Below are 18,547 nucleotides of genomic sequence, written 5' to 3'. Positions count from 1 at the left end.
GTGAGCATACAATTATTATGTTAAAACATAACATTTTTGATGAAGTTCATGAAAGGCTGGATTCCAGACTGGGATGACAACTTAAAATATTGCTTTAGCTCTGTTTTTGCAACTTCAAGTATTTGCTACTCATAGTAAATACTTCTGGATCTTGAGAAGTGAGCTTGAGTATAGCAAGTATGTTAATAAAAAGCAAAGCAGCAATCGAGATATCAGCTATATCCCAGAGTAACTTAACTCCACCAATTGCACCAAATGGAATGATTAAGGTAAAAACTACAGTCCAGATTTTGGTGTATTTATTATCCATAGATACATAGCGTATTGTTTGTTTTGAACAAAAAAACCAAGTAAAGATAGTAGTAAAGGCAAAACAAAACATTATAGCCATAATTAAATAGTCAGTATAGGGCCAATTCATAGCTTTTCTAAAAGCAAATATGCACATGTTAGTGCTCTCTAAATCAGTAATCCAAGAATCTGTGACAAGCAGTACCATTGTTGTAATGAATACTATGAGTGCAACTATAAAAGGAGATATTATTGTGATTAGACTCTGTTCAATGATAAATTTATTGTTATTTTTTTTAGGAGTAATCGAGGAGTGTACAATTCCTTCGAGGCCAAGTCCTATATCTGTTGCAAAAATACCTCGCAAAGTTCCAACTTGAATAATAGTCAACATTTCTAAAATTAAACCTAAAGATAAACCAGAGTTAAAGCTACTAGTTGTAAAAAAACTGCTTGTTATTAATTTTAGAGAAGGAAGGATATTTTCACTAAACTTAAATAATATTATACCGCAAAGTGTAAGGTAACTCACCGTCATTATCGGTATCATAGCCGATATAAAAATTTTAATTTTTTTTAAGCTGAGAGCTGCAACAACAAAAAATATTATGGCCATTACAATGCCGCCAATGACTACAGGTATATCTACCATGCTGAGTGGTATTGATAGAGAATTTACCTGAACAAGGTTACCAACTGTTATTGAAACCATCATCATAATAACTAGAAACACAACTGTAGCTTTTCTAGAGTTAAATGCATCAGCCATGTAGGCTACAGGTCCACCTATAAACCGTCCATTTCTTTCTTTTCTGGTTTTTATACTTAGGTAACAAGTAACATATTTTATCACAGAAGTAACAACAATAATTATTGCCATCCATAAAATGGATCCCGGTCCTCCGGTTTTTAGAGCAACAGCAGTTCCTGAAATATTTCCTACTCCTAAATTTCCCCCTAAGATTGTAAACAGAGCAGCTATAGAAGAAAATTTATTTTCTCCTCTTTTAGCTCCAATAAGTGAAAGGGCATACGGTAGTCTAAATATCTGCAACCATTTTAGTTTAACCGATAGGTAAACACCAGCAACTAGTATGAGTAGTATTGTTGGCAGTAATAAAACAAACTTTACTGTATCCATCTGTAAAAGAGAGATTTTTACTTGAGCATATAGCAAAAGTTGAAAAATACCTAACCTATTTTCTATGTATGACTTCGGTTCCATTATTCTAGCACCTCTTATCTTGTCATACCAATCACAACTGTATGAACATTGTAATATGGTACAATGTTAAAACAATGTCATTCCAGACTGGAATCCAGAAAATGAACAATGGATCCTAGTTTTAGCTACTCGGATGATAAGAAAAGGATACTTGAATGACAAGAAAGGGGACACTAGAAAGAAATGGGTGTCATTCCAGTGCTTGACACTGGGATGGCTTTGTTGCATCACTCAAGAGAAAAGAACTGGCAGTTACTGACAAAATTCATTATAAAATAGCCATTTAACCGCTTAAGGATAAATATATCATAAAAAATGAGAGTCAGTAACCAAGGTAAATATAACAAATTTTTCCAAGAAATAGGAATATTTTCATTTAGGCAAGGTGTTGATAAGAAGTTTAAGCTACAAGAGCATTAAATATAGTGATGAAGCACGAGAATATCTAAATCACACATATTGAGAAGCAACCTTCAACAAGTGTAGATGGAGCACAAGCACAATCTTTAGCAGGTGAAAAGAAACAACTATAGTTTTCGTTATTGTTTAGTGTTGACCTAGAAGGTCAACACTGATATATACCTCTATATAGCTAATGTGTGGAGGTAATATGGTGGTAGATAATCCAAAAGCAGTTAATAATCAGGATTATTTTGATAAAAGTAATCGTTTTTATTTGCGCCTAAAAGATAATTTTTTTCAAAATGTGAATCCAGGTAGTAAAGTGACTATCGATTCTGAAGAGAAGAACGAAGAAGTTAGTATTGATGATGATGAAAAGTGGTTTAAACACTTTTCTACTGTACTTTCCAATGAAGAAGGACAGGAAAAGTATAGATATGAGGTTAATGGCAGGTATGAATATAAACATGCCAATAAGTACGATAGCAAAAATGTCGTAGGTGCAATTGCTCAGAAAATTGCAAAAGATGTAAAGGAAAGTATAAAAGATAATACTTTAGAATATATAGGAATTAAAGAAAGTAGAAAGAAAGGTAAGATTAAGCCTGCACTCAGAATTATGCTTGGCGATCCTACAAAATCAATAAATGTGGTTGATGTTTTAAATAGTGATATATGCAGAAAATATGGTGTAGATGGAATTACATTATTGCTGCCTAGTAAAAGCAAATGTGAAACAAGGGGAATACGCTGCAGAGTTGATGAGAATGGAACAAGAATTTATGAAGTAGCTAACGGCTCATATTATATGACTTTAAATTGGTATGCTGAAGGAGAAGAGTGTGAAATGAAAATTATCATTAGTGATAATGGTGCTGTAGAGTTTATTGAAAGCAATGGTGTTACTTGGGATCAATTAGCTGCACATAAAGAAGTAAAAGTAGGAAGACAATATGAAGCGAAGCCTTTATATGAAGCATTGTCATATTTAAAGCGAGAAGGCTCTGAAGTAATAAAAGGATTTTATCCTTCAACAAGTGTGGAAAGCATACAAATTACTACAGGAGTTAATAAGCAAGCAGCTCTTTCAAAGTTATAATTTTCGTTATTGATTGAAATGAAGCCTTTTGGTCCCCAAAAGGCTTCATGATCGAAATTTTTGGAAAGATCTTTATTGGAAAATTCAGGGACAGGAATAACATTTTTAAGCTATCGTATAACTATCACTTGCTCGCTGGGAGCTCTATTTTTCATACCACTCATTTATGAGTTTATTGATATCAGAATCTATAAAATCCTTTAGTGGTTGACTGGTTTTTATCTCGGCATTTTTAGGGATACACCTATCTTTACATATTGCGTACTTTATATGAAAGTTAATATCAGCGTATTCCTGATTTGGAATGATATTGTTTTTAAAGGGAAATAACACCATATCTTCATATATGTTACTAACAAATGTAACTTCCCCAACTTTATCTTCATGTTCCTTGGGAGTAGGCCAATGAATATCTATATTTGATATGTTACCCTGACAGTCAAAGGAAGTAGGAAGGCCGAAATCTCCAGGGTCTTTGTAATATATATGCCAACCTGGTTTTATTGTAACCTTTATTGCGCCTTCAATGGTAAGGTTTGCTTTATTTACCTTACCAATGAGCAGATCAAATTTTGCAACTTCTTCTTCAGCGCACAATTGAGTGCAAGAAAAAAGTAAAAGTAGGATTGAGTATATACGTATTTTCATAAATACTCTATTTATGAAGAAAATAATTTAAGTTCTATCTATTATAATAAAAATATTATATAAATCATTTGTTAATATAATATTATGCTAATACAAATATAGTAGCAATTATAACTTTCATATATTATTTTTTTATTTTTAAGCAGTTATAATATTAAAGAGACGTAACAAATATAAATAGTAGTGGCTTTGCATAGAAAATCACAAATTTATTTCCTTTATAAATGTAAGACTTTTTAGAACTAGAAAGATACCTTGGAGCAACTTGCTCCAAGGCTCTTGTTTACTTAGAATCCACCCATTCCGCCCATTGCTCCTGCACCCATAGGTGATGAAGCATTTTCTTCTTTGTTTGGTAGATCAACTATCATAGATTCAGTAGTAATAAGTGCGCTTGCTACAGACACTGCCGTTTCAAAAGCAATACGAACTACTTTTGCCGGATCAATTACACCAGCTGTTGATGCATTAGCGTAGTTCATAGCCTCAACGTTGTATATAAGCTCTTTATCATTCTGCTTAATCAAATAGTCAATTATAACAGCAGATTCAAGACCAGCATTTTTAACCAATCTTTTGATTGGAGCACTGAGAACTTTTTTGACAATGTTGATACCTATTTGCTCTTCATCGCTTGAAGCTTTTAGCTTATCAAGAGCAGATGCAGCATAAAGAAGCGCAACTCCTCCACCTGGAACTATCCCTTCTTCAATTGCAGCTCTTGTTGCATGCAGAGCATCTTCGACTCTATCTCTACGCTCTTTAACTTCCACTTCAGTTGCTCCACCAACTTTGAGCACAGCAACGCCGCCTGATAATTTCGCTAAACGCTCTCTCAGCTTTTCTTTATCATAATCAGAGGTTGAAGTTTCAATCTGAGATTTAATCTGGTTAACTCTAGCATCTACTCTGTTTTTTTTATCAGAGTCGCTGTCTTCACTAACAATTGTAGTATTGTCTTTAGTGATTTTAACATTTTTGGCAGTACCAAGATCTTCAAGAGTCAAATCTTCCATCTTGATTCCAAGCTCATCTTTTATGACATACTTAGCACCTGTTAAAGCTGCTATGTCTTCGAGCATCTCCTTTCTCCTATCACCAAAACCTGGAGCTTTTACTGCAGCAACTTTTAGACCACGTAATTTGTTGATCACTAAAGTGCTTAATGCTTCACCTTCAACATCTTCTGCAATGATAAACAAAGGCTTACCAGACTTAAAAATAGCCTCAAGAATAGGAAGTAAAGGTTGAATAATATTAAGTTTTTTTTCTGTAATCAGCAAATATGGATCATCAAGCTCCACGCTCATCTTTTCATTATTTGTAACAAAGTATGGAGAGAGATAACCACGGTCAAACTGCATACCAGTTGTAAGTTCAACTTCTAATTCTTTTGAACCCTTACTCTCTTCAACAGTGATGACGCCTTCTTTTCCAACCTTTTTAACAGCATCAGCAATGCTATTACCAATATCTTTATCACCATTTGCAGAAATTATTGCAACTTGTGCAACTTCATCCATTTTCTCTAAAGAAATTGTGCGAGACATTGATGTAATCTCCTTTAATATCACATCTTTTGCCTTCTGTATTCCATTTTTGATACAAATACGATCATTTCCAGCTGCAATTGACTTTGAAGCTTCCATTATCATATTGCTAGTCAGTATTGAGCATGTTGTGGTACCATCACCAACTTTGTCATTACACTGAGAAGCACTTTGAGCAATGGTGCTTACTATCGCAGAGTGTAATGGTTTTTCAGGCTTTATACCTTTCATTACCTTATAGCCATCCTTTGTGACCTCTGGTCCACCATATGGCTTGCTAATTCCTACTGTATTTCCCCTAGGCCCTGCAGTTGCTCCCACCGTTGAGTCAACCATTGCTGCAACTTCACGAAAGGCTTCTTGCAACTGTTCGCCTGATACTACTATGTTAGCCATTTTTATCACTCCTTAAATTAATAAAAAATTTAGAATATTAAAATACATAATGCACTATATAGCGCATTAGTTTAGTAAAATAGGGATACCTACTTGATAACAGCAAGTAGGTCTGACTCCTTCATCACGACATACTTTTCATTGTCATGCTCTACTTCTGTGCCAGCCCACTGCCTGTAGAAAACCTTATCACCAGTTTTTACAGTTAAAGCTATACGCTCTCCGCTTGAGTTGCGTGAACCACTACCAATTGCTATAACTTCACCTTTAGTAGGCTTCTTTTCAGCACTTGATGGTAGTACAATTCCACCTTGTTTTTCTTCAGTAATAGGCTTTATTAGCACGTTATCATCTAATACATTCAAATTTACACTTGACATTTATGTTTCCTCATTAATAGATTAACCTACAATTCTATGTAGTCATCTAAAGGTTACATTTCAAGGGTTGGAGTTAGTAAAAGTGTATAATTAAGATTTGAACAGAAGTTTTATGGGTTACATACCGCTAGCAAACCGTAGTCTAATATCTTTATACGGACCAGATACGAGAGATTTTCTTCAGGGTGTTATAACAAATGATATTAATAAACTAAGTAGCCAGCAGGCAATTTACTCTTTATTACTCAACCCTCAGGGAAAATATCTGTACGATTTTTTCCTCATTGAGCATGATAAATATATTTATTTGGAGTGTGAAAATGCCCATCTACAGCAAATAATTGAAAAATTAGACTTGCTCAAAACTTACCTTAGAGTGAGGATTAAAGACATTAGTTCACTATATAAGGTTGGAGTTTTGTTTGATGCTAAGTTGGCGAAGTGTAGTAGTAAGTCACAAGTTATTTTTCAAGATCCAAGGCACAAGCTGCTAGGAATGAGGATCATACATGAAGATGAAATAAAAGAACCGGTTGGAGATTTTATTCAGTATGAAAAAGTTAGAATTAAAAACCTTGTCCCAGATGGAGCAAAAGATATGGTGCAAAATTCATCATTTCCGCTGCAATATTTAATCGATAAGATAAATGGTATAAGCTTTAATAAAGGGTGCTATATAGGTCAGGAAGTTGTAAATCGAATGAGCAGACAAGAAAAATTCAGAAGGAAACTTTACCTTGTTGAGGGAAAAAATGCACTTCCAAATATTGGCACTAAAGTAATCAGTGAACATAATGAAGAAGTAGGAGAACTACGCTCTAGTGTCGACAATATTGGACTTGCATTGCTTAATACTGGAAAAAGCCACGCAAATTTATATGTCGGTGGAGTTAGCATTAAGACGTTATAAAATATCTATTCGAGTAAAAGCCCCTTTTTCTTGTTTAAGTGTTTGCAATACTAGTTAAATTCTTGACTTTATTATTTAAATATATCATAATTAAAGTATATTATTATTTTTAATAGAGTTTGATATGCCATTAACAGAAAAACAGAAAGAATCATTTCAACAATTATATCAAAGATTTAGAGATAATGGAGATATTAGAGATATTGTTGAACTTTTAGGAACAGTATCAAAAGAAGATTTTCTTACTATTTTTAGTGAAACTAATGAAAAAACTCAGGAGTCAATAATTGGAACTTATGAAGCAACTCGTGTAGACTATCTTAAAGAAGTTTTGAAGCGTGCGAAAGAACTAGTTTTGCTTAAAGAAGTTGTAAGAGCAAAGATTTTATCTTCTAACAATCAAGGTAAGATGGAATCTATTTCACTGATTGAATATATTACAGATCCTAGTCGCCAATATCCATCAAAAGTTTTAAATAATGTTCTAGAAGCTTTTAAAGAAGAATTTTTCTATTCTTTAAAAAAAGGTGAGCTTGAAGAAATTAAAGGTGCTATAGAGAGAGAATTTACAAATGAAAAATGTGTACAGCAAAAAGAAAATCTTGAGAAATTGATAACCTCAATTAGAGACCTTATTGAAAATAGAGTGAAAGCTGAAAGCAGTACGGATAAAATAAATCCAAATGTTGAAAATAAGCTATTTAGCCCAACTAGTAAAGCAATTGTTGCTGGTGCTATTTGCAGTGTTATAGCTGGATTAGCAGTTGGTGGTGGACTTTTTGCTGCTGGTGTTGCATTACAAATGCTGACTTTAATTGGCATAGCTGCAGCTGCTGCTGTACTCACTGGACTTGTTGCTGGTGGTATTACATATGCAGTATCTACTAAGATAGAAAATCCTGACACATCAAGGTCGGCAACAGAACAAGATTTGCCTCAGCAAAGTTAAGTAGAAGGAAGAAGTCTCTTCTTCCTTCTCTCCAAATTTTTTGAAGTATCTATTAACAGGATTTTAGATACCTTGTTTTACGATATGTATAACCATAAACTCGCACAAAAGCCCCTTTTTCCTGTTTAAGTTATCCACAGAATTGTTAATAACTAAGTTGATAACCTAGTAGAGTACATAATTTTACATTTCTGAGTACTTTGGAGATCTATAATAAATATGATCTCCAAATACTAATATATATATAATTGAAAGCAAAAGAACTGTGGATAACTCTAAAAAGTTATATTTATTTTAATATTTTTTAAAAAAAAGAAACAACCATTAAGGGAGCCAAGCTAATACAATCATATAAAAGATTACATATTTGGTTATAATTTTAATATTTTTCTAACAAAAGCCAATAAGGGGGTAGTCTTGGAAAATTTTTCCTAAAAGATAAAATTTTTAAGTGCTTTTGAAGTGATACTTTAGGTATTTTTAAAGTAATACTTTTAAAGTATCAATTGAACATTTTTGAGCATTAATCTGGAGGTTCAACAGGCACTTTTTTATGCTGTTTGAGAAGAGCAAAAATTGAATTTTCTCTTGTTGAAAGCTTGTGTTTCTTATATTTTCCATAATATACATTATGTAATTTTCGATACTAATAAAAATATCTGCCAATCTTTTAAACAACAACCTATCGAACCTCCGGATTAGTACTTAAAAGGAACTATTAAAGTACCTCTTTAAGATTAAGTTCCTACTTTCAAAATACTTAAAATTCTAACCTTTAGCTCCAATACGACCCTCTATTTGTCTTTTTACTTAAAAGTATTGAGATATTTACTAATTGAGTAAGTTTTTCTGTAAATATTTCAATCTAATCATACTCTTTTTGATGTCTTTTTTGATCTTTTTCAGAGTTATCCACAGTTTTTTTATTCTCAATTATATATAAAAAATTTGGAGAAAAGAGGAAGAAGTCTCTTCTTCCTTTTTTTACTTAACTACACTACCATACTTGCCGCTGTACTAGCTTTTTGTTCTGCATCAACGCTATCTAGCAGTCATTCCATAATGATCCTTTATAAAAAGATCAGCACCTGCATCTAGTAAAATTTGTGTTACCTCTTTGTCATGACTATTGTGCAAAGGAGTTTTTCCAAAAGAATCTAGTGCATTAACATTAGCACCTTTGTCTAATAGATATCGTATTAACTTCTTCTCCTCCTCCTCTAAGCAATCAAAATCTCCAACTATTACATGCAATAATGTAACTTTATATCTATACTCTCTTTTCTCTAAGCTAAATAGATGATTTATATCAAATTCTTCCTCCTTCCACCTTTGATATGTATCGCAAACTTCCGTTGAAACGATAAAAAAGGGTGAAGTTACTGCTATTCACTTTTTGTATAGTTTTTAGCAAAAGCTTCCTCCCAAGTGCCTTGAGTTGCTGCACGGCTATACTCTGTTACTCTATTTTCAAAGAAATTTGTATGTTCCACGCCATTTAGTATTTCATCAAGCCACGGAATAGGGTTATCTTTAACATTATATATAGATTTAAGACCTAATTGCGTTAACCTTCTGTTTGCTATGTAACGTATATAATTGCGCACTTCCTCTGCAGATAGCCCTTCAACATCTCCTAAATCAAAAGCAAGACTTATAAATTCATCTTCAAGTTCAACAATAGTGCGACATGCAGAATATAATTCTTCTTTGAACTCGTCATTCCAAATTTCATTATTCTCTTTAATAAACGTATTGAACAAATTGATAATTGAATTGGTGTGCAAGGTTTCGTCACGTGCTGACCAAGCAATTATTTGCCCCATACCTTTCATTTTTCCAAACCGTTGAAAATTGAGCAAAATTGCAAATGATGCAAATAACTGCAATCCTTCAGTGAAGGCACCAAATACTGCTAAAGTTTTAGCAACATGTTTTTTATCGTGCTTTTTACTTTCCTCAAATTCTAACATGTATTCATACTTCTTTCTCATAGCATCATATTTTAAGAATGCTTGATATTCACTTTCTGGCATGCCAATCGTATCTAGAAGGTATGAATAGGCTGCAATGTGTATAGTCTCCATATTGGAAAAGCTTGCAAGCATCATACATATTTCTGTTGGCTTAAATATATTTGAATAATGCCTCATATAGCAATTATTTACTTCAATATCTGCTTGAGTAAAAAACCTAAAAATCTGGGTCAATAAATTTTTCTCTACATTAGAAAGTTTAGTTTTCCAATCTTTCACATCATCAGCAAGCGGAACTTCTTCAGGTATCCAGTGTATCCTTTGTTGCTGCAACCATGCATCATATGCCCAAGGATAATTAAAAGGCTTGTATATTGGATCTGCTTCTAGCAATGACATAAGGTACCTAATTATTTTGAAGTAAATATTATATTAAATGATATTGAGAATCAGTCAATTTAACTTTTTTGAAATTTGACGACAGATAGTTTATCAGTGTATTATGATTTCAAATAACTAATTGACAAAATGCGAGTATTAATATTTTCTGTTTTGCTGTTTTCAGTAGGCTGCATGCACACTATCTATAATCACGGAGTTCCTGGCATTAATGTTGAACTGTGGAGCAAAATAAAAGTAGGTGATGATAGAGAAAAAGTGGTTCATACTTTAGGATTGCCAACATTAGTATCAAAGTTCGACGAAAATGTTTGGTACTATGTCTCATATAAAATTAAACAAGCTAACTTCTTGGGAAAAAGGAAGTACAGTAGTAAGTCTCTGCAAATTTCGTTTAATCAGAATGACGAAGTTACAGATATAAGAGAAATCAACGTTGCAGAAAGGTCTTTAGCTGTTGTTGATTGAAAATTTGCTGATCTATTTTTCATCACAAGTAACTAATTTAGGTAACGTAAATTCACCTATTTAGAATAAAATCTAACGTGACTTCGCGCCAAATGTGATGATGCTCAGCAGGTAAGCCAATTAACGGGCTACATTTATACACTGCACGCATTGCATTATCTGCTGCTGATCTAAAAAGAGGATTATTTTGATAAGAACTACTATCTGCTACGTTGGCTACAACGATCTCGCCTTTACTGGATAATAATAAGTTAATTTTTATACTAAAATTTTCTTTATAAACTATGCCCTCAGGAATGCTCCAACACTCTGTCAGTTTATCCCTTATAGAATTAATAATTTCTGTTACAGCCAATTCATCATCTTTGTTCTCAATATTTTTCTTATCTCTTATTTCATTTTTCACCTCTTTGATGTCTTCTCTTAGTTTTCTTTCTACACCCTTTTTTCTTTTGGGAATAGGAATACCCTCATCAATTTCCTGTATTTCAATAATTTGCCTCGGTTGTACTAACTCAACTAATTCTTTTTTTCTTTGTGGTATAGGAATAACTGATGAATCATTCGTTTGGGCTTTCATTGAAAAAAGCAAAAAACAACATAGAGACAAAAGAAGAATATAATTAAAATAGAGAGGGCGCATATGTTAAGCAGCTTGTTTTACTGGTTTAAAGCTAATATTGCACATAAAGTCAATATATTTCAGTTGACTTAAACTCAAATTTGCTACACTAATTTTATTATCTCTATAATATCATATGGTCAATATACTCTAAATGAGATGGAAAGATGAAGGTGTTATTATAGCTGTTAAAAAATACGGTGATAAAAATTTAATTCTTTCTCTATTTACAAAAAATCATGGAAAGTGCAGAGGATTAACTAGGTTAACAAACAATAGCAATTATAAGTTTCAAATAAGTAATCTATTACATGCAGAATGGAGTGCTAAGCTACCTGAAAATCTAGGTTTTTTAAAGTGCGAATTGATTGAATCTCCATTTCATCATTTCTTTCAAGATAGGTTAAAAAGCATTGCTATTGTTTCTTTCTCGTCTATATTAGAAAAAGTGCTTCCAGAAAGTGAATCCTGCATCAAGTTGTATGATAATTTTAGACACTTCATTGATGTAATAAAACATAATAGCCAGTTTTGGCAAAGTCATTACCTTAACTTAGAGCTTCTGCTTCTTACGCAACTTGGATTTAAGTTAGACCTATCAAAATGTGCTGTAACAGGTGTGAAAGAAAATCTACAATTTATTTCTCCAAAAACTGGTAGAGCAGTGTCAAAAAAAGTAGGTGACTGTTATGCAGATAAATTACTACCTTTTCCACAGATGTTGCATGATGTATACAATAACAACCTACAAAATAGCTACTCATATCAAGAATTCAGACTAGGGTTAAAAATTACAGGGTATTTTTTAAATAAATATCTATTTCTGCAGTTAAATGCGAAATTTCCGGAGTTGAGAAATTTTATGCTATCATTTGAATCTTAGTTACTACTTATTTAAAAGAACTTCAACCAGTAACCACTCTATTTCTACCACTGTTTTTTGCTTTATATAAATATTTGTCAGCACGTACTATAAATTTTTTAACATCATCAAGGTCAGATCTTTGCATTGCTGAAATTCCAATGCTCACAGTTACATTATGGGTTGTATTTTTATCCACAAGTATAAAAGGTTCTTTGGCAATAATTTTCCTTATTCTCTCTGCAATAGTATACGCATCTGATACATTGGTATCTGGCATTACAACAACAAATTCCTCACCACCAAACCTAGCTAATAAATCTGTCACTCTGATATTTTCAGAAATTCTTTTCTGTATTTCCTTTAAAAGTTCATCTCCAGCATTATGCCCAAAGTTATCATTCACCATCTTAAAATAATCTATATCAAGTATCATAAGAGATAAACTTCTATCTTTTTCCACAGAATCCTTAACAATATTTCTTAAGTGTGCATCAAAATATCTTCTATTATAACAGTTAGTTAATGGATCCTTTATAGACATTTCCACATTATTAAATAAATTCATTCTCAAGGCATCTTGATACCTTTTGCGTTTCACTTGCAAATTAACCCTAGCTATTAATTCACTCTCATCTAAAGGTACTGTTAAATAATCATTAGCACCTACATCAAGTGCCTTTACTAAATTGCTTTTATCATAATCTTCAGAAAGGATCAGAATTGGTGTATAACGTGTTTCTACTTTACTACGAAACTTAGAACACAACCGTAGGCCGTCAGTTTTTGAAAACTGCATGTCAGAAATAATCAGGTCGTAATTATCCTTAATACCAACCTTTAATGCTTCTTTTGGATCGTGCAGTATTTTAATTGATCTGAAGCGTTGCTTTAGAACATTGTGTATCTGCTCTGCTTGAAAGGTGTCCTCATCTACAACAAGTATATTAGCATCAAAAATCTGATTAGAATAATCCATAATACTGCTTTCTGCTACTCCACCAATCTCAGCATTAGTTTCTCCTCTCAAGCACAACTCATCTATTATCATCTTTAAGCGCACAAGAGACTTAATTCTTGCAGATAAAGCAGTTTCATCTATCGGCTTAGTTAGAAAGTCATCCGCACCAGCATTAATTCCTTCCACTCTATCATGAGTGTCATGCAGCGCAGTTACCATAATTATTGGAATATAAGTCGTTAAGGGATCATTCTTTAGCTTCTTACAAACCTCAAAACCACTCATTTTTGGCATCATGACATCAAGTAAGATAATATCTGGCTGCTGTTCCGCTACTAAATCTATCGCCTCCTCGCCATCATAAGCTACAATAACTGTATAGTACTCTGCTTTTAGCTGAGCCTCCAAAAGCTTAACATTAGATGGTATATCATCTACTACTAGGATTTTTGCTGTCATTTTTTGTACTATCTACATTGTAAGTAGGATAAAGCTTGCCATCTTCACCAATTATGTAATTGACTTTTTCAACGTTATGCTCTTCATATAATTCTTTAATTCCGGTATCCTTCAACAATTTCCTAACTCTTGATTTTACAACCCAGAAATACCTATATATATTTTTAATAAGATTAAGAAATACAGGTACTTTACTTTTATCAAGAACAATTATACTCACTAAAGCTACAACTAAAATTTCTGAAAGACCTATATTAAACATTTTTCCTATGAAGCAAGTACTTTAACTCTCCTGATTATGAGTATTAATTTACTTAAATCAAGTTTATAAGCGACCATCTCATCTAAAAAGCTATTGTAGCGCTCTATATAATCCTTATCATTAATAGCCCAAGTTTGAACCTTGTCTACATGATTATCAGTAGCTTTTATAACTTTAACAGCTAGCTTATGTTGATAATTGCTTAAATCATCTAATAAATCATTAATTAAGCTGCGATCCCAATAGGAAGAATGGCTTTTCATCTTGCCAGCAACTGTTCTAATCATATCAAATCTTAGCAGCGACTTTAATTCAAAGTATATTCTACCAGCCTCAAGGATGGACAAAGATGTCTGCTCAGCAACAGATATAACGTCCAGCGCATAAATAAGAATACGTAGATCAGCAACCCTTTTTGCTAGATCTTTATTTATGTTAAGCTCTAACAAAGAAGCTAATCCATGATTATAGACCTCTAATAGGTGCTCATCTAAAATATCATGGCCTAAAGTTTCAATTGCACCCCTAAATTTTGTAACACCATCTAGTTCTACAAGATTAAGCTTACCAAGATTTTTTACTAACCAAAATGATACCCTACCAATAAATTTTTGCACACTTCTCACTACTTGCAAATATGAATCAACATCAATTTTTCCATCCAATTCATCAATTTTCTGCCAAAGGCTACTTAAATTATATAGGTGATTAACAACGATATATATGTTAACTGCTTCATGTACTTTAATTCCAGTACTCTCAACCAAATTATTAATAAATATACAGCCCATCCTATTTACTACATCGTTTGTAATGCAAGTAGAAATAATTTCCCTACAAAGTTGGTGTTTCAATATGGAATCCTTGAACTCTGTTACCATCCTTTGTGGAAAGTAATTTAGTAAGTAATCACGGCACAAAAAATCTTTTTCAGGTAGCTCAGAGTGTATAACTTCATTTTTTATTGCTGTTCTTGCATAAGACATCAGAACAGAAAGCTGAGGAGAACAGAAACCTTCTCCATCAGTTAACATTCTTGCTACCTCTTCTTCAGCTGGAAGAAATTCTACATCTCGGTTTAGCAGCCCAAATTTCTCTAAACTGAGTAATAATTTATGGTGCTGCTCCAACTTTTCTTTAGCTTGCAAGCACTCAAGAAGCAATGCTTTTGTTTCAATCCTGTTATGGTTTTCAAGTACCTTAGATGCAACTTCATCTATCATGCTAGCCAGTATTTCATTCCTTTTTTCCAAGGAAATTCCCCCTTCTTTCATAATTGCAACAAAAGCAATCTTGATGTTAACTTCAAGATCGGAACATATTACTCCTGCTGAATTATCAACAAAATCTGCATTGATGTACCCACCTCTCTTAGCATACTCTACCCTTCCAAGCTGCGTGCAACCAAGATTGCCACCCTCTATAAACATAGAAGCTCTAATATCCTCACCATTCACTCTTAACTCATCGTTTGCTTTATCACCAACCATGCCATGGCTTTCACTCTTTGCCTTAACAAATGTGCCAATTCCTCCATTCCATATGAAGTCCACTTTTGCCTTGAGCAGATACCGAATCAAATCATTTGGAGATAAGATATCTTCCACTATATCAAAGCACTTTTTCATTTCTTGAGAAATGTCTACTTGCTTGCTGCTACGCTCAAATACCCCACCACCATAAGAAATCAAATCTTTATTGTAATCCATCCAAGTGGAAAACGGTAATTCAAAGAGGCGTTTACGCTCTGCGAAACTTTTTTCTGCGTCAGGGTTTGGATCAACAAAAATATGCATATGGTTAAATGCACCAATCAAGCGCATATTTTTTGAAAGCAGCATACCGTTTCCAAACAGATCGCCAGCCATATCTCCAATTCCAATAACAGTTGCATCTTGGTAAATATCCTTATTCATTCTCCAAAAATGCCGCTCTGCTGCAATCCATGCACCTCTTGCTGTAATACCCATTTTTTTGTGGTCATAACCTGCTGATCCACCAGATGCAAATGCATCTCCAAGCCAAAAATTACATTCATAAGCTATTTGGTTAGCATAATCAGAAAATGAAGCAGTGCCTTTATCTGCCGCAACTACCAAATATGGATCATCTTCGTCATACCTAATTACATTCTCTGGTGGAATTATTTTGCCATCAACTACATTATCAGTAATATCAAGCATTCCTCTAATGAAATTCTTGTAGCATTCAACACCTTTCTCTCTTAAAGTGTTTTTGTCTTTATAAACTTGCTTTATTACAAACCCACCTTTTGCACCAACAGGTACAATGACCGCATTTTTTGTCATCTGGGCTTTCATGAGGCCCAAAACTTCAGTGCGAAAATCTTCCGTCCTATCTGACCATCTCAAGCCGCCACGGGCCAATTTCCCTCCTCTTAGATGTATTCCTTCAAAAAGGTTTGAATAAACATACAATTCACGATATGGACGCGGATCAGGTAAATCATTTATCTTACTTGAATCAAATTTTATAGATAAGTAAGGTTTATCATCCTGATAATAACTGGTCCTCAAAATGGCCATCATCAAATTAAATATCGAACGTAAAACATAATCATGTGAAGCATTGCTGATTTCCTTTAGAAGCTCCTCGATTTTTTCTGTCAAAATGCTAGTAGTTTCTGCCCTATCAATATCTATTTTAGTATCAAATCTTGAATGAAATAATTCTACTAAATACCTTACTACTTTTGGATACTCTGATACTACTTTCTGGATATATTCTGGGTTATAGCTAAATGATGTCTGCTTTAGGTAGGCGCTTAGCGCTCTAATCAGAAGCACTTCCTTCCACTCGAGCCCAGCAATAATGATCAAGCTGTTAAAATAGTCATTTTTTATTTCCTTGCTGAACACTTTTACAAGTGTTACCTCAAACTGCTCTTTTAAAGTAATGTTGTCTATTAATTCATCAACTCTTGACAACACAAAATGATGTATCCATATTCCACCGTTGATTTCTATATAATAACCATTATGAGATAGAATCTTAGCCCCTAAATTCTTAGTAACCTTTAATATCTTTGACAATTCAAGGCCTCCGTTGCTTGGAGTGTAAACCTTCAATTGATAGTTGAGATTGTCACGAGTAAGCCTCAAATCAACTTCGCTGACTTTTTTCTTTCTCACTATCTCCAATTTTTTCATATCATAATACGCATCATGAGGTTCAAAATTCTCTTGATAACTTATCGGAAATGCCTTGCAATAGCGGATAAATATATCCTCAACAGTGCTAAAAGTATTATATAAATTGTCTATAAAACGATCTTCCCACTTTTCTGTAATGTTTCTTAACTTGTTTTCGATACGCAAAACTTCATCATCAAAAACGCTAGCGCTTTTGGTTCTTAGCACCACGTGTAATTTCATCAAATCATATTCATTGATAATGTGATTGTTATAAATATCTGAACTTTCTGCATTCGTTTCATCTTTCAATATATCGCGTATCTTAAACATTAGTCTTGCACTAGCATAACGCATCGGTATCAATACTATGCAACTAATAAAGTTCCCTACCTTTCTCAAAAATAATTTGACTCTTGGTCTAATCGCAAGAGACATGATCGAGGTGCAAGTTTCAAATAACTCATCTTCATTTGATTGGAATAATTCGTCACAAGAAAATGCCTGTAAAATGGAAATTAAAGCTTTATTGTTATGGCCACCAGGAACAAATCCTGCCTTTTTTTCTATTGTTGTAACCTTATCCTTTATTACCGGAATAGTTCGAATATCTTGCACTTCTGCTATAGAAGTAAATAGCCCAAAAAAATGCTGTTCCCTTATTACATCACCCTGATCATTAAATTCTTTCACTCCTATACAATTCATATAGGTACGCCGATGAACTATTGAGATTAGGTCTGATCTTAGTATGTATAAAGAATTCAAGCTTTCAGAAGAAATTGATGAATTTTGGTACTCTTCACTTGCTCTCATTAACCCGAGGCTCTCCTTACCACTTAGAGCAAGCTTCCCTTCTTTATTAGTAATGTATTCTTGATAACCTAAAAATACAAAATTGTTATTTTTCAACCAAGCTAGAAAATCTCTGCCTCCAGCATCCAATGCCGGATGCTCAAGAAGCTTCTTGAGCATCAATTGCCAGTCCTTTACAACGCAGTTAACTGCTTTTAGCGTCTTTCGTAGAGATTCTTCTAGTGTATCAACAAAGCTACCACTTATGCCTTTAATAATTACATATATTACTGACTCTTTGATTCCATTACTTTCTTCCAAAAGATGAATTTTATCTATTAGGCTATTTTTTCTTTGAACATTAATTATGCTGTTACTATAATAGCATATAGTTAAACCGTGTGACTTAATAGTGGAAATGACAGAATCCACTAAAAAGGGCATGTCATAATTTGTGATTTTAATTATAGTGAAATTGCCTTCTATTCCTGAAATATCATTTACATTACTTACTGCCAATTTACTTTCTTCTTTTTCTTTTTTAAGAATGAAGTTGTATGCATCTTCTGCAATGTATAAAAGAAATTTATCGTTGACTTTTAGGTCACTATTATAAACAAAATTATAAAAGTACTGTATAAACTCTTTAATTTTTTCTTTCTCTTTTTTATTCCCTTGATCAACTAGCTTAAATAAAGACTCAACATTAACATTATGATTTATACACATTTTTCAAAACAA

At 33.2% G+C, this 18,547-nt stretch carries 15 protein-coding genes; 5 read left to right on the top strand and 10 right to left on the bottom strand.

Features of this window, described 5'->3' with window-relative positions; genetic code table 11:
• Nucleotides 1-94 precede the first annotated feature (94 nt).
• Complete coding sequence (locus OPR30_RS03280; RefSeq protein WP_265031117.1) at nt 95-1,432, bottom strand: alanine:cation symporter family protein; 1,338 nt, start codon at nt 1,430-1,432, stop codon at nt 95-97.
• 679 nt (nt 1,433-2,111) lie between these two features.
• On the opposite strand from OPR30_RS03280, the gene OPR30_RS03275 reads away from it, so the two are divergent.
• Nucleotides 2,112-3,017, top strand: coding sequence for a hypothetical protein (locus OPR30_RS03275; protein WP_265030353.1), 906 nt, complete (start codon nt 2,112-2,114; stop codon nt 3,015-3,017).
• A 144-nt stretch (nt 3,018-3,161) separates the two neighbouring features.
• Here OPR30_RS03275 and OPR30_RS03270 read toward each other — a convergent pair whose 3' ends face one another.
• From OPR30_RS03270 to OPR30_RS03260, 3 genes are all read right to left on the bottom strand, one after another.
• Nucleotides 3,162-3,665, bottom strand: a complete 504-nt coding sequence (locus OPR30_RS03270) for a protein-disulfide reductase DsbD domain-containing protein (protein ID WP_264376423.1) — start codon at nt 3,663-3,665, stop codon at nt 3,162-3,164.
• Nucleotides 3,666-3,952: 287 nt separating this feature from the next.
• Entirely contained in the window at nt 3,953-5,611 is a 1,659-nt protein-coding gene (gene groL / locus OPR30_RS03265; RefSeq protein ID WP_264377856.1) for a chaperonin GroEL, read from the bottom strand.
• Nucleotides 5,612-5,700: 89 nt separating this feature from the next.
• Nucleotides 5,701-5,991, bottom strand: a complete 291-nt coding sequence (locus OPR30_RS03260; protein WP_007302813.1) for a co-chaperone GroES — start codon at nt 5,989-5,991, stop codon at nt 5,701-5,703.
• A 112-nt stretch (nt 5,992-6,103) separates the two neighbouring features.
• Between OPR30_RS03260 and ygfZ the strand changes: the two genes are divergently transcribed.
• Nucleotides 6,104-6,901, top strand: coding sequence for a CAF17-like 4Fe-4S cluster assembly/insertion protein YgfZ (gene ygfZ / locus OPR30_RS03255; protein WP_006012580.1), 798 nt, complete (start codon nt 6,104-6,106; stop codon nt 6,899-6,901).
• Nucleotides 6,902-7,025: 124 nt separating this feature from the next.
• Entirely contained in the window at nt 7,026-7,850 is an 825-nt protein-coding gene (locus tag OPR30_RS03250) for a hypothetical protein (RefSeq protein WP_265030352.1), read from the top strand.
• Nucleotides 7,851-8,891: 1,041 nt separating this feature from the next.
• Here OPR30_RS03250 and OPR30_RS03245 read toward each other — a convergent pair.
• Both OPR30_RS03245 and OPR30_RS03240 read right to left on the bottom strand, forming a co-directional pair.
• On the bottom strand, nt 8,892-9,104 hold the full coding sequence (locus tag OPR30_RS03245; protein ID WP_265030349.1) for an ankyrin repeat domain-containing protein: 213 nt from the start codon (nt 9,102-9,104) through the stop codon (nt 8,892-8,894).
• 131 nt (nt 9,105-9,235) lie between these two features.
• Nucleotides 9,236-10,225 (bottom strand): ribonucleotide-diphosphate reductase subunit beta, encoded by a 990-nt coding sequence (locus tag OPR30_RS03240; protein WP_265030348.1) that lies wholly within the window; start codon nt 10,223-10,225, stop codon nt 9,236-9,238.
• A 129-nt stretch (nt 10,226-10,354) separates the two neighbouring features.
• Between OPR30_RS03240 and OPR30_RS03235 the strand changes: the two genes are divergently transcribed.
• Nucleotides 10,355-10,693, top strand: a complete 339-nt coding sequence (locus OPR30_RS03235) for an outer membrane protein assembly factor BamE (protein WP_029237605.1) — start codon at nt 10,355-10,357, stop codon at nt 10,691-10,693.
• A 52-nt stretch (nt 10,694-10,745) separates the two neighbouring features.
• On the opposite strand, the gene OPR30_RS03230 is transcribed toward OPR30_RS03235, so the two are convergent.
• Entirely contained in the window at nt 10,746-11,273 is a 528-nt protein-coding gene (locus tag OPR30_RS03230; RefSeq protein ID WP_010401890.1) for a hypothetical protein, read from the bottom strand.
• Nucleotides 11,274-11,469: 196 nt separating this feature from the next.
• On the opposite strand from OPR30_RS03230, the gene recO reads away from it, so the two are divergent.
• Nucleotides 11,470-12,198 (top strand): DNA repair protein RecO, encoded by a 729-nt coding sequence (gene recO / locus OPR30_RS03225; RefSeq protein ID WP_007302913.1) that lies wholly within the window; start codon nt 11,470-11,472, stop codon nt 12,196-12,198.
• Between the two features lie 22 nt (nt 12,199-12,220).
• On the opposite strand, the gene OPR30_RS03220 is transcribed toward recO, so the two are convergent.
• The 3 genes from OPR30_RS03220 to OPR30_RS03210 are packed head-to-tail and all read right to left on the bottom strand — an operon-like array spanning nt 12,221 to nt 18,535.
• Nucleotides 12,221-13,597: a PleD family two-component system response regulator gene (locus OPR30_RS03220; RefSeq protein ID WP_264377851.1), complete on the bottom strand. Its 1,377-nt coding sequence runs from the start codon at nt 13,595-13,597 to the stop codon at nt 12,221-12,223.
• Nucleotides 13,569-13,859, bottom strand: coding sequence for a Sec-independent protein translocase subunit TatB (tatB, locus tag OPR30_RS03215; RefSeq protein WP_006012003.1), 291 nt, complete (start codon nt 13,857-13,859; stop codon nt 13,569-13,571). Before tatB ends, OPR30_RS03220 begins: the two co-directional genes overlap by 29 nt.
• A 5-nt stretch (nt 13,860-13,864) precedes the next feature.
• Nucleotides 13,865-18,535 carry an NAD-glutamate dehydrogenase gene (locus OPR30_RS03210; RefSeq protein WP_265030347.1) on the bottom strand — a complete coding sequence of 1,557 codons (4,671 nt, stop codon included), beginning with the start codon at nt 18,533-18,535 and terminating at the stop codon, nt 13,865-13,867.
• Nucleotides 18,536-18,547: the final 12 nt, after the last annotated feature.

The sequence above is a fragment of the Wolbachia endosymbiont (group B) of Athalia cordata genome (genome assembly GCF_947251845.1).
GTDB lineage: Bacteria > Pseudomonadota > Alphaproteobacteria > Rickettsiales > Anaplasmataceae > Wolbachia.
Note: the sequence above shows the minus strand (reverse complement) of the source record. Positions and strands in the feature narration are given on the sequence as shown.